At 51.0% G+C, this 15,081-nt stretch carries 9 protein-coding genes, 1 tRNA gene and 1 pseudogene; 5 read left to right on the top strand and 6 right to left on the bottom strand.

Annotated elements, in window-relative coordinates:
- Positions 1-3,972 carry an RHS repeat domain-containing protein gene (locus BSZ32_RS09720; RefSeq protein WP_129589686.1) on the bottom strand — a complete coding sequence of 1,324 codons (3,972 nt, stop codon included), beginning with the start codon at positions 3,970-3,972 and terminating at the stop codon, positions 1-3.
- 651 nt (positions 3,973-4,623) lie between these two features.
- Complete coding sequence (locus tag BSZ32_RS09715) at positions 4,624-5,115, bottom strand: hypothetical protein (RefSeq protein ID WP_129589685.1); 492 nt, start codon at positions 5,113-5,115, stop codon at positions 4,624-4,626.
- Positions 5,116-5,212: 97 nt separating this feature from the next.
- Between BSZ32_RS09715 and BSZ32_RS09710 the strand changes: the two genes are divergently transcribed.
- Positions 5,213-5,542, top strand: a complete 330-nt coding sequence (locus BSZ32_RS09710; RefSeq protein WP_105043242.1) for a hypothetical protein — start codon at positions 5,213-5,215, stop codon at positions 5,540-5,542.
- 61 nt (positions 5,543-5,603) lie between these two features.
- A pseudogene (locus tag BSZ32_RS20350) lies at positions 5,604-5,783 on the top strand (tyrosine-type recombinase/integrase); the annotation flags it as partial.
- Positions 5,784-5,995: 212 nt separating this feature from the next.
- Here the strand turns inward: BSZ32_RS20350 and BSZ32_RS09700 are convergent.
- Positions 5,996-6,082, bottom strand: a tRNA-Leu gene (locus BSZ32_RS09700).
- 51 nt (positions 6,083-6,133) lie between these two features.
- Positions 6,134-7,708, bottom strand: a complete 1,575-nt coding sequence (locus tag BSZ32_RS09695) for a hypothetical protein (protein WP_105043240.1) — start codon at positions 7,706-7,708, stop codon at positions 6,134-6,136.
- Positions 7,709-7,841: 133 nt separating this feature from the next.
- Between BSZ32_RS09695 and BSZ32_RS09690 the strand changes: the two genes are divergently transcribed.
- Both BSZ32_RS09690 and dusB read left to right on the top strand, forming a co-directional pair.
- The gene (locus BSZ32_RS09690) at positions 7,842-8,543 is read left to right on the top strand and encodes a zinc ribbon domain-containing protein (protein ID WP_105043239.1); all 702 of its coding nucleotides are present in this window, start codon (positions 7,842-7,844) and stop codon (positions 8,541-8,543) included.
- A 49-nt stretch (positions 8,544-8,592) separates the two neighbouring features.
- Positions 8,593-9,603 (top strand): tRNA dihydrouridine synthase DusB, encoded by a 1,011-nt coding sequence (dusB, locus tag BSZ32_RS09685; RefSeq protein WP_105043238.1) that lies wholly within the window; start codon positions 8,593-8,595, stop codon positions 9,601-9,603.
- Positions 9,604-9,769: 166 nt separating this feature from the next.
- On the opposite strand, the gene BSZ32_RS09680 is transcribed toward dusB, so the two are convergent.
- A complete protein-coding gene (locus BSZ32_RS09680) occupies positions 9,770-12,046 on the bottom strand; it encodes a vWA domain-containing protein (protein WP_105043237.1) in 2,277 nt (758 codons plus the stop codon).
- Between the two features lie 14 nt (positions 12,047-12,060).
- Positions 12,061-12,573 carry an RNA polymerase sigma factor gene (locus tag BSZ32_RS09675; protein ID WP_206018798.1) on the bottom strand — a complete coding sequence of 171 codons (513 nt, stop codon included), beginning with the start codon at positions 12,571-12,573 and terminating at the stop codon, positions 12,061-12,063.
- Between the two features lie 198 nt (positions 12,574-12,771).
- On the opposite strand from BSZ32_RS09675, the gene priA reads away from it, so the two are divergent.
- Positions 12,772-14,994, top strand: coding sequence for a replication restart helicase PriA (gene priA, locus BSZ32_RS09670; protein ID WP_105043235.1), 2,223 nt, complete (start codon positions 12,772-12,774; stop codon positions 14,992-14,994).
- The last annotated feature ends 87 nt before the right edge of the window (positions 14,995-15,081 follow it).

Genomic DNA, 15,081 nt, shown 5'->3' with positions numbered 1-15,081 from the left:
CTAAACTGGATAGTGAATCGCAGAACCTTCAGCTACTGCCAAAAGACCACCTACACCACCAGCACCTTGCATTGATCCACTGAGATCCATTCCCCAAACATAGCTTTTACTGAGCGTAGTGCCAGTGAATTCTGCTATCGGGTTCCAGCCGTCATAAACGAAGTTTGTGACTACACCTGCAACATCTTTGGTGATTCTACGACTTTGATAGTCATAATCGTATTCAGCGACAGTCACAGCACCTTGCTTCACAGCAATGAGGCGGTTTTCTGCATCCCATTCAAACTGCTTTGTGCCGTCATTTGTGAGATTGCCATCGTCATCAAACGATCTAGCAACTGCACCTACAGCAGGATACTGGTTCAGCGCGTTGCTGGTGTAGTTATCTGTCGCTGGAAGCGTCAGACTATCGGCTGATTTCTTGCGATTGCCTATGCCGTCGAACAGATACGAGCGGTCAAAAGCGTTGTTTGTACTGTGATCGGCACTAACAGTTTCGCCTACGGCATTATAGTTCCAGGTTTCTGTATTAGCGGATGTGAAGGCGGTGCCTGATCGAGATACATCGTCTCGTTGGCCTAGGTCGTTGACGGTGTAGGCGAAGTTGGAGCGGATATTGACTCCCGCTTTGTTTTCCTTGTTGGTCAGGACGTTGCGGTTTGTTTCGTAAGTATTCGTCACTGTGTGGGCTGGGCCGGTGACGGTTTCAAGTAAACTACCGGAGTTCGCCAAGTAAGCATAGCTGAAGTCAGGAGTTGCTGAATAAGTAGCAGCTGTATGCAAACCTGCTAATCTGCCAACTGCGTCGTAGCCGTAGCTTGTTGCGTGCTCTTCTGTCGTTCCATTCATTAACTGGAAACCCGCTGGACGAAGTAGTCCGTCTTGTGAGCGGTCGAGTGTTCTTGAGAGACCATTGCCGTAGGAGATGATTTCTTTGTCGAGAACTAGAGTTGCAGCGTCATAGATGTAAGCATGCTGGTTGGCTGTGGCTCCAGTTCCTTGAGTGACCACAGTTGGACGTCCGAAGTTGTCGTAGGTGTAGACGACTCCTTGGGTGAGTCCATCGTTGTAGGTGGTGGAGACCATTTGGCCTTGGTCGTAACTGTACGTAGTTTTAAGTTTTACGTTTGATGTGTTAAGTCTAGACCATTCACGTGTTTCAAGGCGACCGGCTGAAGTGTAGGTGTAGTCGGTGCCCTTGTTGTCGTCGTAGCGCTTGTTGTCGAGCCAGCCACGAGTTGGGTTATAGTTCCACTTGGTGGAGGCAAATCCAGTAGTGCTAGCAGTAGGCTCAGTGCCGTGTGCTAGGTCCTGGTATGTACGGAGTTCGATGAAACGATTCTGAGAATCATACACATTGAAGCGTGCATAGGTTTGGTCGCCCCAAGTGCCAGCGACTTGGCCATTGCTGTAGTAACTGGTGTGGGTGATGTTATCGATGGTGTTACCGTCTTTGTCGGTAGTATCTGGGGCGTCGATTGTGATGGTGCGTCCGCGGGTGTCATAGGTGTAGGCGGTGGTGCGGCTGCCGGGGTCGGTGACGTTGGTTGGCACATCGGCGGTGGTGGTGAGGTATGCGGTGGTGGTGACGCCGGTGCGGGAGTCCGTGGTGGAGGAGGTGCGTCCTAAGGTGTCGTAGCCGTAGGAGGTGGAGGCGATGCTTACTGGGGTAGCACTGTTGTCGAAGGTTTCGGTTTTTGCGAGTCGGCCAGAGGTGTAGGTCTGGACGCTTTCTGGCCGTCGGGGGTGGGTGGAGGTGAGGGTCCAGTCGCCATTAGCTGGGGTGGAGCTAGAGGAGTAGGTTGTTCCAGCGAGGGTGACGGTTTTGCTGCTCATGCCGTCTGCTGAGCGGAAGCTGGTGCTGACGAGTTTGCCGTTGACGGTGGTGGTTGTCTTGTAGGCAGTGCCGATGCCGCTTTCGGTAGCGGTAGCGAAACTGCGCTCGGTGAGTGTGACCATGGTCTGTCCTCCGGCGATGGGCTGGGAGGTGGTGGTGCGTTCGCCTTCGGTGTTGTAGGTGTAGGTGGTGATGATGTCATCTAGGTCGGTGGATTTATCCATTTGACCGAGGGCGTTGTATTCTACGATGGCGACTGCGCCATCCATGTAGGTGGTGCTGAGCTGGCGGCCAGTCCAGTCAGATTGGCTGGTGGTGGTTTGACGGAGGTTGACGCCATCGAGGTAGGACTGGGTCGTGACTGGGCCAGTGGCATTGACGCTGTAGGCGTATTGCATGGCTGGTGACAGATCGCCAGAGGTGGTAGCAGTGCGCCCGTCGAGGAAGCTGTCGGTGGTTTGGGTGAAGCCGTCAGCAGTGGTGGTGACGGTGCGTCGGGAGAGACCAGCGGATGGCTGGTAGGTGGTGGCTGTGCTGGAGGATTTGATCAAGGTACCGGCGGTGGTGCTGGTGGAGTCGGGGGACCATGATTCAGAGAGCGTGCCGCTGAGGTTACGCACGGATCTGGATACGAGCGTGGCAGTAGTGCCGGCCAAGGTGGACGAGAGTGAGGCGCCAACGGTTTCTGCGTAGCGGTGAGTTTCAGTAATCAGACCGTTGCGGACGGTTTCGGTGGTGACGCCGAGGCGGTTGGTTTTGATCCGGCGTTGGAGTTCGTCGTAGGCGTAGTAGGTGATGATACCATACTGGTCTGTTTGCTTGGAAACTCCGCAGCAATTGTATTCCTGAGTGGTGGTCCATGCGGGGTTGGTGGCTGCGGCGACTTCACCGGTGAGAGTTACGGTTTCTGGATGGTAGAGGGTGGTGAGGGGGCGGCCGACATTGTCGACAGAGGTGACGGCCATAGAGCCGTAGACCTCACTATCTGCTGCGCCGTAGCCGATGGACTGGGTCTTACTAAAAATGGTGGTACCACGGGAGTTGACTGAGGTAGTGGTGCGAGTGCCTTTGGAGACGATGATGTTGTCTGTGGTGGCTCCATTGTCGGTGACGGTGGTGTAGCCGCCGGTGGTGTCTCGGTTATATGAGTAGGTGGTGAGGGTGCCATTGGGATGCTCGACGCGGAAGGGTTTGAGGACGAAGTCGCTGCCTTGTATGATGTAATGGGCCTTTGTCCTGAGCATTTCGCCTTCAGCGGTGTAAACATCGCGAGTTTTGTGGCTTTCGGTTTCGGTGACGAACTTGGCTGTGACGGTTTTAGAGGTTACAACTCCGCCAATAGTGGTGGTTACTGTAGTGGTGTTGCTGCCTGGGTCGTGACTGGTGGTGGTGGTTTTACCAGTCATGTTTCCAGCGTAGGGGGTGGTGATGCTTTCGTAATGTAAAGCGTAGGTGTGCAAGGACTCATAACCGTCATGACGGACATGGTGTTTGAGATTTGTGAGACCTTCGACAGAACCTCCTGGACCGGTGATTTCACCCGGCTGGTAGTAGGTCCAGGTGGAGGTGAGGGCTGCAGCGCCTGGATCGATGATCTCTTTGGTTTTGACCCAGCCACTAAGCTGGTTTTCCCATGTGGTTTCTGTGTCACTGACGGTTTGCCATGGATCGCTGGATGAGCAGCGCTCCTTAATGGTAGTGCGCTTGATTTGGATGCCTGGGGTGCTGGTGTCTTTTGCGAGAGTTTCTAGAGATAGGGGGATGAATGCCCCTGCGATAACGCGGCCTTTTTCGAGAACCGTGGTGCCAGGGCTGGTTTCGTATTGCTCGTGGCGGGTGGTGGAGCCGTCGAAGGTCGTGTCCATACGGAAGCCTGGGAGGCCACCACCAGTGGTGATTTTAGAGACAACTGTATGTCGGAACTCGACACCGGCAGCATCTTTATATGAAATCTCAATCGAATCTGGGGCTGTTCCGTCTTGGATGTCCATGACGCCAGCACCGGTATCAATTTGAGTGATGAGTTCGTTAGTATCACGTGTGACAGTGAAACCAGGTGGCATGATGGCCGTGAGACCAGCGCGCCCCGGGAAGGTAAAGTCGGGGGTAAAGAAATAGAGGGTTCCTTTCGTCATACCTCCATTCGAATAGGGCGTGGGAAGGTCAAGAAGGAAGCTGCCTTGGACCGTGGATCCGCCACATGATCCCCCTATCGAGCAGGACGAGCAGTCTCCTTTCTCGAATTCAACGATATCAATTTTTTCACCATTCACTTTAATATCCCATTTGCTACTTGCGGATATATTTAAGGAATCAAATGTAAGCGTAAACTCCTGTTCAGATTGTTCCTCGGTAAGTGTTACTGATGAAGGGGAAGAGGTTACTGTAACCCCTCCTCCTGATGAGGATGTTGCCGAAGCAGAAACCTCTAATTCATCGCACTCTTCTGAGGCTGTGAACGACACTTTAACCTTAACTATAGACTGACCATTTACTCCTATTGTGGTAATGGGGTATGAGCCAGCCTTACTTGCTGAGAATGTATTCGTTGAGGATTGAATACACGGGGTAGTTCCAGCAGAGGGGTTCAGGCTTGAGCCCGATACTTGCCCGTCAGCAGTATTCTGAAAAAAGAGGCATGCCATGGCCAAGACGGGCAAGGCTCGGGTGGGGATTAGGAAGGACTGAAGGAATTTGGATCGTTTGGAGTTCATGTGGAAAACGTTTGCTGAGGTAAAATTGATAGAAAGTGAGGATGTCTATGGACGTGAGGTGCCGGTGGCTTATTACTCGGTGAAGGTCTTGATGCTGTGGCAAAGCTTCGGTGCCGCGGCTGAAGAAGGAGCTTCGTAGTAGATGGTGGCGATGCCGTTGGCGTCGAAGTCCTCGGCGCGCAGCTCAAGAATGTCGCTGCCATTGGTGAAGAGTGAACCTTGGTTCTTGACTTGGAGTTGGATGAAAAAACCAGGTGGCAGATTCACCGCTACCATGGTGTGGCTCATCAGCCAGGTTCCATCATCGTAGCGAGTCACCACTTGGGCGTCGCTGGTTTCATCCACTCTGCCGATATCGAAGGTGTGAACGGTGCCTCGTGCAAGGATGGCTGATGGAGCGCCATCAATGCCTTCAGGTAGGCGAGCAATCACATGGCGACTGACTGGCTCCTCGGCCTTGACCAAGAACGTGCGTGGCCCGGTCTGCGGGTTGGCGGTGGTTTCAGTGACCACGATGCGCTCGTCGGCTTCGACAACTGCGTCGGCACCAAGTATAAAAATCACAGTTCTGTCCCTTAGTTCTGACAAAAATTCACAGTTGCCTAACGCAACAGCTGCAGCATGCATAAACTGCAATGACCCGACTATTCCTAATATGTTAATGCGATACGCTTTTTTCAGCCTGCTCACTTCTCTCGCCCTAGCCCCGGTTTCCGATGCCGCTCAGGCCATGCTGAGCTTCAACAACAAAACAATGGAAGTGACCGCAAAACCTGGCACCAAGATAGCAAGCACCAACAATAATTTCACCACCGAACTCAAGACCATCCGCGATGGATGGGAATACGAACTCATAGTGACCGCGAAGGACACCTCAAACACAAGCTTCGGAATCCTCAAGATTACCACGGACTCCACCGTGTCCCGATTCAGACGCACCCAGGCCTTTGTCCACGTACGCCGTAAGTCGACCACGAAGAAACAACCGTAACGTCGGCTGCCAGCTCAAAACAAATGAGCATAAAAAATTGCGGAGTGTTCCTGCCACCTGCTTTGCCACGCATTTACTGGAAAATGGGACCTATCTCCGAACGATCCAATGTCTACTGGGCCATGCCAAGCTGGAGACGACGCAGATCTACACCCACCTCACTAAGAAAGTCGGTTGCTCCGGGGTGCGGAGCCCTTTGGAGAGCAGGCGAGCAGTGAGGGAGCCTCGCTGCAACCACTGAACAAGTTCTTTTCTCGATCTTCAATTCCTTTAGGTAACCCAAAATAAATCAAATCTAAATAGTAACTTTGATTGCAAGCTATAATTACAGGTCCAGAAGTACCCATTTAAGCTCAATACAGCCCAGTCAAAACTGGCAGGTAACTGGCAGGTAAGCATCTTCACAACAAAAAACGCGACCTGTAAAAGTCGCGTAATTCATTGAAATGCAGATGGTACCACCGACCGGACTCGAACCGGTACGCCCCGAAGGACAGCAGATTTTAAGTCTGCGGCGTCTACCAATTCCGCCACGGTGGCATTTGCTCTAGAGCTTATAAATAAGCTCTTTTGCAACCTGCGAGGCGGAGACTACTCACGAGATTTGATCTCGTCAATGGTAGCTTTCAAAGACTTTTTCACATCGCCACTAGCTGATTCATACGCAAGGAGTAATGCGGGAAGGGCATCTGGAGTTCCGATCTTTCGGAGCACGCTGGCGGCTGAATCTAGCTCGATAGGCTCAAGCTCAGGCAGCATTTCAATCAAAGCTAGTTCTGCTAGTTTTCCAGCTCGGATCAGCGTAGATTCGTGCACTACACGTTCCTTCATCCAGGCGTAGAGAAGGATGTCACCGACTCCTTCTACCTTTTGTTCGATCAGGTAATTGAGGTAGGTCAGAGGAATTACTTTCTTACTCACGGCCATTCTGCGAGCCTGTGACACCACCGACTCTGAAGCATTATCCTGATCCTTCCGATCCCAGTGAATCAGAGCTTCAACTGTTGCTGCTTGGTGTTCAAACGAATCGAGGGCTAGTAGCGCCCTCAATTGCTTGGCTATGTCTGAGCGCAAAGAAAATTTCTGGGTATTGGAGAGTCGCTGGATCGCCGCTAATTGCCTTTCTTGGTCGATGTGCTTGAGTTCTTCTAAATTTTCCTGATAGAATTTGGCATTACTTTCATCGACTAAGACGTCAGACTTAGAATTCTTGAAGGTGTCGGGGTCGACTAACACTTCCACGATTTGAAGTTTTGGTCGAATTGCCGTCACGGTACCGAATTTACGTATCACCATCGCCGCTTCTCCAAGGGACAGCCGGCTATTCAGATAGACGAGCAAGATACACGGTATACCATTGAGCTGACGGTTTGGGTAGACTCGCGGGATCTCCTCAGTCTTGAGAGCTCTAGCTAGGTAGTCTTTGATCGTATCTAGGTGGGCTGGCTTAACACGCGTCAGCGCAACAGCAATGACGCGTTGAGGATTGGCTGCTTCAGTAATTTTCGCCTCAACCGTCGAGTAGCCTAGACCAAGCTTGTACGCTAACAATTCCGCTTCAGGATCGATTTCTGTCGGCTCGTTCACCTCCAAACTTGAATCATACTCTAGTGCGACTGGTGATAATTGTTCTGGATAAATAATGGGCATGCTGCACACACCTCCCGCTAGGATCAATGCGAAGATTACTCCAAATATTCGATATTTACGAAAACCAAAGATAATCAATAAACTGCCTAAGAATGCTGAAAAACCAGCTAAAACCCAACGTTTATCGTTCGTTATGTCGGTCATTGCTCCTAGTTCCCCATTACCTAGAACAAAGAAGGTGATCACTAGTCCCATCAGTGAAATCCCGACAAATATTGCCAGCAAGCGCTTAGGCCCGAGAGGCATGATAGCATTTGGATCTACCTCTTGATCATATGCCGCTGTTCGGAAATGCACCTCCGCCTCAGTTGACATTTCAGGAGTTTTCTTTGAAAAAGCCTCTAGTCCATTCGCCTTTTCTCCTGGGAAATAGCGCATGGAAAACTTATCAATGTGCTCATCGGTGAGCTCAAACGGATGCTGGCATGCTCCACACTCGACAGGATTCCCCATTAATTCTTCTGGAACATCGAAGCTTTGTTTGCATTCTGGGCATTGGATTTTCATTTCGCTCATCGGTCAGGATTAAGTCAATTTTTGATAGTTCAGATCGTAATCGATGGCTGTTAGTATGGCGAGCCACAAAATTTCCTGAACTATAGCTATAGAAGCACTTGCCCTCACCCACTATCGCAGTTACCTCTTAACCATGTTACCTGAAGTCGAGTCATTACTCATCGTCCAAGATCGCGATCAAAAGATCCAAGCCCTGCGCCAAGAACTTGCTAGAATCCCACGTGACAAGGCCCAGGCTGAGGACAAGCTGAGCTCGGACAAGAAAGCCGTGGCTGACGCTAAGCTGGCTTATCAAGAAAATGAAGTGGCCACAAAAAATGTCGAACTCGACATCGCGACCCGTCGCGACACGATCGAAAAACTCAGGGTTCAACAATTTGAGACCAAGAAGAATGAGGAATTCACCGCCCTAGGAAATGATGTGATTCGTTATGAGGAAATGGTGGATACGCTAGAAACTACTGAGCTAGAGCTCATGGAAATGGCTGACGAACTCCGAGCAACGCACGCTAAGAGCATCGAAGCTCTCGCTGAAACTCAGGTACTCGTCGACAAAGACATTGTAGATCTCGAAGCTAAGGGCACCGAAAGCACAGCACGTCTCGATGAGCTTCTTGCTGAGCGTGCCGAGTTAGTGCAAAAGGTTGACGATGGCCTAGTCGCGCTTTACGACCGACTTCTGGTGAGTAAAGGGAACGATCCCGTGGCACCGCTGAAAGGCTCGCAATGTAAAGGTTGCCACATGAAGGTGACTCAAACCACGATGGTCAATGTGCAGTCTGAAAAAGCAGTCGCTCAGTGCGAGAACTGCGGCCGCATCCTTTACTCTGCCTAATTCACCTGAGTTCAAAAACTCTACTCACTGACACTAACTAAGTAACACCGTGCTTCCCTGGTTCGACAACGACAAGTTCCCACTCTTTCTAGCCCCGATGGCTGGGGTCACTGACGTGACATTTCGCACGATCTGCAAAGAACTCGGCGCCGATGTGATGGTGACGGAATTTGTCTCGGCCGAAGGTATTGTCCGACGCGACGATCGCACTCGGAAATACACAGAATTCCACGAAGGCCAGCGGCCGGTCGGTGTGCAACTCTTTGGAGCGGATGGCGAGCGGATGGGAGAAGCGGCAAAGAAAATAATCGACTGGAAGCAACCAGACTTCATCGACATCAACTTCGGTTGTCCGGTGAGCAAAGTAGTTTCTAAAAATGGAGGGTCGTCACTTCTTAAAGACTGTCCACTACTAGCCTCAGTAGCTGAAGGAGTGGCCAAGGCTGTGGGAGACCAAGTTCCCGTCACTGCTAAAATTCGTGTCGGTTGGGATGAGAAAAGCATCAATGCTGTCGAAGTCTGTAAGACTCTAGAAGACTGCGGAATGCAGCAAATTGCCATCCACGGCCGCACCCGGTCACAGGGATACCGCGGTGAAGCAAACTGGAACATCATCGATGAATGCGCACGCTCTACAGATCTACCTATCATCGGAAATGGCGACATCACTTGCGGCGAAGATATAGAAATGCGCAAGAAAACGACCGCGGTCTCGGGCCTGATGATTGGCCGTGCTGCGATGCAGAACCCGTGGATTTTCCGCGAGGCAAAATACTATCTGGAAACTGGCGAGCATCTTCCTCCGATCACCATCGAGGAGCGTTGGGAGCTGATCATCCGACATTGCACGCTGGCGACGAAGTCAGAGCGCTACGGTGGTGAAGAGCGTCACACAGTGATGGCTATGCGCTCACGCCTGATGGCTTACTGCAAAGGCTTCAGCGGCGCCAAAGCTCTGCGCCAAAAGCTCTGCGCAGTCGTCTCAGTCACCGAGCTGGAAGACATAGCGGCCAACCATCTCTCTGGAAAGTACGACAACGTCGTGCTCGAGGGGCAGTAGGTCATGCGCTGATCGTAGAAGAGGCTTCCAGCCTCTTTGCTTGTTTTTCGATTTAACGAGACTCAGCTCAAAGAGGCTGGAAGCCTCTTCTACGGCCACAATAAAAAGCCAGCCACCGATTGCTCGGGGACTGGCTGCTTGCGTAGACTCACGTGTTAGAATGAGCTTATTCTTTCTCGATACACTTCTCGACGAGCTGAATGAACTCGGCGCGCTGGCCTTTTCCGTCAGTTCCTTTGCCAGATTTGGCGAGACTGAGAACCTTGGCTAAATCTCCATTGCCTTTATTTTCACTATCGCGGAGGACCATACCGAAGAGTCCGACAGAAGTTGCGAATTGTATATCTGTTGTAATCTCCGATTTACCATCCACAAAAGGAACGGTGAAGTAAGTACTTTCATCTTCTATTTTCTGATCTGGCTGCTTGTAGGCGAGCTTTACGAACATCATTTCTTTGCTCTCCTTTAGAGCTGGATTTGGCTTTACCTCAGGTTTCTTGAAGTAGCGTGAGGCATCGATATCGGTGCCGAAGGGTTTACCGTCGGCTGGGATAATTTCATAGAGGGCTGTCACAGTGTGTCCTGCTCCTATTTCGCCAGCATCCACCTTTTTATCGAGGAATGCCTCGGGTGGTAGCATGCGGTTTGCGTAGCCAATCAGGCGATATGCCTTCACATTGTTAGGGTTCATTTCCACCTGCACTTTGACGTCCTTAGCGATGGTCACCATGGTTCCCATCATATCCTCTAACAACACCTTGCGACCTTCCTTGATCGTGTCGATATAGCTGTAGTTTCCATTACCGTTGTTAGTAATAGACTCGAGCATGGCGTCGTTGATGTTACCGCTACCGAAGCCTAACACTGAGATGTAAGTTCCTGACTTGGCCTTCTCTTTCACCATCTTGGTCAAAGAAGCATTGTCTGAGACCCCGACATTGAAGTCACCATCAGTGGCTAGAATGATACGGTTGACTCCCTCTTTTTTGAAGTTTTCCTGAGCCTGCTTGTAAGCGAGTTGGATCCCCTGCCCACCAGCGGTCGGTCCACCGGCATTCAGACTATTCATCTTCTCTAGAATCTTCTGACGTCCAATATCATCAACCTTCGTTGCAGGAAGCGCTAAACCTGAAGCTCCAGCGTAGACAACTATGCTCACTGTGTCGTTCTCGTTCAGCTCCTCTAACAAATACTGCATCGACTGTTTGAGTAGCGGCAATTTATTAGCGTTATTCATCGAGCCCGAGACATCGAGCAGGAATACGAGATTGGTTGCTGGGCGTTGCTCACGGACGATCTCTTTTCCTTGAATACCAATCCGCACAATGCGGTTGTTAGAGTCCCAGGGAGAGACACAGGAATCAACATGCACCGCGAATGGATGCTCGTCAGTCGGCTGGGCGTATTGGTAGTCGAAGTAGTTTACCATCTCCTCGATACGGACCGAGTCTTTCGGAATCGCTTGCCCCTGACGGATCATTCTACGGATATTCGCATAACTCGCAGTATCGACATCCACTGCAAAAGTGGAGAGGGAAGAACGCTCATCTATAGGAGCAGTCCATTTGTTATCTGTGAGTTCGCCATATTTCTCACCTGCAGTATTCGGCTGGACTACGGGTGGATGAACATGTGGGGGTGGGTAAATTGCAATCCTTGAGCGAGCGACATTTGCATCTCTCCCCAATAGACTACTTTCAGGTGTATTCTGTCTCTTTGATTTACCCGCATAACCTAAGACGTGATCATCTAAAGCGATACTCAATTCCTTTACCTCTCTTGCTGGCATGGGTATCTGTTGTGGTGACACTACATTCGAAGCAAGCACCTTCGCCATGCTACCCGATGGAGCTGAGGGCTTGCGCTCTAACGAGTCGCTTTTCTCCTTCTTCTCAGAGTCTTTCCCTCGTAATATACCATCTGAATAGCCACCCACGCTCAGATCCTCTTCATAGGATCTACTCGGTTTATCACCTAAGAGTCGATTTGAATTGCCAGGTGTCTGTGCAGCGGTTTGTTCACCTTCATACATTCTCGGTTTACTCACATCTGACAGAGCTGATTCATTCTCGCTTCTAGTAGAAGCAAGCTGAGCCATATTGGGTTTGGGTGCCATTGGTCTTACCTGAGCTTCTATCGGAAGCTCTAAAATAGCATCGGCTACGAGAACCTCCAGGTTCGCATCATGATAAGCGATCGTATCTTCCTCATTCGTCTTCGTAAAATAATGCACGCTAAACCCAATGGCGAGGCAGGCTGCTATGCCTGATCCTAGCGCCCATCTTGTCCCTGGACTTTGTTGAGGTTTAGGCATTTTCACTACCTTTTCCTGAGCGGCAAGGCGTTCATCTAATTCCTTAAGGAAGGTCTCATCACTTCCTGCTCCGTGTTTTGCGTGCTCTTTGAGCAAGTCATCTAACAATTGATCTTTATGTTTATCCATTTTCTTTCCTCTCTTTATTTAGTTTGGAGACATTGGCGCAGTGCTTGACGCGCTCGTTCGAGGCGCTTGCGTAGTGTGGCGCCTCCAATATCTAACTGTTCTGCTGCTTCATCAGTCGAGCAGCCCTCGTAATAAAAACTCTTCACAGCGCCGACGAGGGCCTCTGGGAGTTTGCCAACACAGTCCTCTAAGCGGATGAAGACACCGGGGCCTCCATCTTGTCGCAACTCCTGCCAGGTCAGCATCTCGGCCTCCATCGATTCCAGAGCATCGTCTTCTAGAGCGATCTGTTTATTATTGCGGCGCATGGTTTCGCGCCATTTATTGCGGACAATACCGCGGAGCCAGGAACCGAAATCGCGGGTCACATCAAAGCGTTCCATATTCTCCCAAGCAGTCACAAAGGACTCCTGGACAATATCTCGGCTTTGGTGATCCTCACGAGTCAGAGCACGGGCGTAGACGAGCAGTTCGCGGTGGTGCAAACGCGCCAAACCCGCAAAGGTCTGCTGTTTAGTTTCATTCATGATTGCTAGAGCTTCCATAGTCTTTCACTTACAATTGGCGTGGGCGATCACATTTGTGACATGTTTCTTCTAAAAATTTCAGATTTCATAGTTTAAGCCCCAAAGACTTAGCCTTTTAGTAAGGAGACCGCAGACCACTCTTTGAAATTCACAGACAAAACACTTAACACTTAACCCATAAAACGTAACACTCCCCCCGTGCAGCAATCCGCTAGAGTCCTCATCGACGGTCCATCCGAGCTCGTCTTCGACTACATGATCCCAGACGGCATGGCTGTCGCGACTGGCTGCCGGGTACGTATACCTCTGCGCAATCGCGACTCTACCGGAACGGTGTTAGAAGTTGGCCCTCCACCACAGACCAACTATAACCTCCGCCTGGTAAGCAAACTGATCGACCCTGATCCACTGATCACTCCGCAGCTGATGAAGCTGGGAAAGTGGATAGCCGAATACTATGTGGCTCCACTGGAGCAAGTCATGCGTGCACTGCTGCCGGAATCAGTGCGGCAAGAGATGCACAGCGAGAAGACGCGTAAAATAGTCGAGATCAAGGAAATGCCGGATGCTGAGGCTCTAGAAAAACTGGCTAAGCGCGCACCAAAGCAACATATCATTCTCAAGCTACTTGAATCAAATTCCGGCATGATGTCACTGAAGGATCTCGGAGGGGGCTCGGTGACTGCTGCCGTAAAATCTTTAGTAAAGAAGGGCCATGTAGTTCTCAAGGAAGAGGCTGTCCGTCGCGATCCCGACGAAGACCAAGAATTCCTCGAATCTGCTCCACTCAAGCTCAACCCGGAACAAGTTGTGGCGCTCGAAAAGATCGTCAACCCGGCCACCAACGACAAAGGCATTCCCAAGCCTATTTTACTCCTTGGCGTCACTGGTTCTGGAAAAACAGAGGTGTACCTACAGGGCGTCCAACATGCTCTAGACCAAGGTAAAAGTGCCTTGATCCTAGTCCCAGAAATTTCACTCACGCCGCAAACTGTACAGCGATTCAAGTCGCGCTTTGCGGCGCTCCATGACCAGGTCGCGGTTCTCCACTCTCACCTCTCTCAGGGCGAGCGCTTTGACGAATGGCATAGGATCCGCAAAGGCGAAGCTAGGATTGTTATTGGTGCTCGCTCGGCCATCTTCGCCCCCCTCACCAACGTCGGAATAATCATAGTCGATGAAGAGCACGAGAATACATACAAACAAGAAACCTCACCGCGCTACCACGGCCGAGACATCGCTGTTCTCCGTGCACATTTTGAGAAAGCTGTAGTGGTTTTAGGATCGGCGACTCCTTCGTTAGAGTCATTTCAAAACACTCAATCAGGAAAGTACGAGCTGGTACGTCTAGACCAACGAGCCGACTCCCAATCGATGCCAATCATGCGAGTGTTAGACATGCGAATAGAGGCACAAAAACAAAAGGGCCGACTCGCTATTCTTTCTGACAAGCTAAGATTATCGATGGAGAAGAAGTTAGAAAATGGCGAACAAATCATTCTCTTCCTCAACCGTCGCGGATTTGCAAGATCGCTCCAATGCCCGCCATGCGGCTACGTCTGCGAGTGCCAACACTGCTCTATCCCGCTCACCTACCACCGCACTGAGGATCGGCTCATGTGTCACATGTGTGGCTACCAATCTCTACCTCCAAAGAAATGCCCCAGCTGTGGTGATGAAGCGATTCGCCTACAAGGATTCGGCACCCAGAAGGTGGAAGAGGTCATCCAGAAAGTCTTCCCGCAGGCACGGATGGCACGGATCGATGCCGACACCATGCGCCGCAAGAATGCTCTACGTGACACTTTAAATAAATTCAAAGCCCATAAAATCGATATAATCATCGGCACTCAGATGATCGCCAAAGGGTTACACTTCCCCAATGTGACACTGGTCGGCGTTCTCAACGCTGACCTAGGACTACAGGTGCCCGATTTTCGCGCTGGCGAGCGCACCTTCCAGTTGCTCACGCAGGTGGCGGGTAGAGCTGGCCGAGGTGAACTAGAAGGCGAGGTCATCATTCAGACTTTCACCCCGCATAGCCCGAGCGTCCAGTTTTCACGCCATCACGATTTCGATGGTTATGCCGAGCAAGAACTACAATTTCGTAACAAATTCCTCTATCCACCTTTTGCTCATTGCGCGCTGTTAGGTACGCGCTCCACGCACGAGCGCCGTGCCGAGTTCACTCTAGAAAATTTACACAAACGGCTCAAAAAAGACCTCCCACCTCAGGTGGAACTCGGCGAGCCTATGCCATCGCCACTGACCCGGGCTCACGGCCAGTTCCGCTACCACCTGATGCTAAAGTCGACTTCAGCCCGCGCCCTGCACCAGCACGTCAAACGCATACTAACAGCCACACCGCCACCAGATGATGTGACCATTGTTTTTGACATGGATGCTCTAGGGTTTTCCTAGGTTAGCAACACACGGCAGTGGCATTCGATACGCTCATGGCGCGAGTGGAGAAGACGTGTTGAGCTTTAGGTGTTTACTCGAATATCC

Source organism: Rubritalea profundi (assembly GCF_002954445.1).
In the GTDB taxonomy this organism is placed as follows: Bacteria; Verrucomicrobiota; Verrucomicrobiia; order Verrucomicrobiales; family Akkermansiaceae; genus Rubritalea; species Rubritalea profundi.
This window is presented reverse-complemented; position numbering and strand designations above follow the sequence as displayed.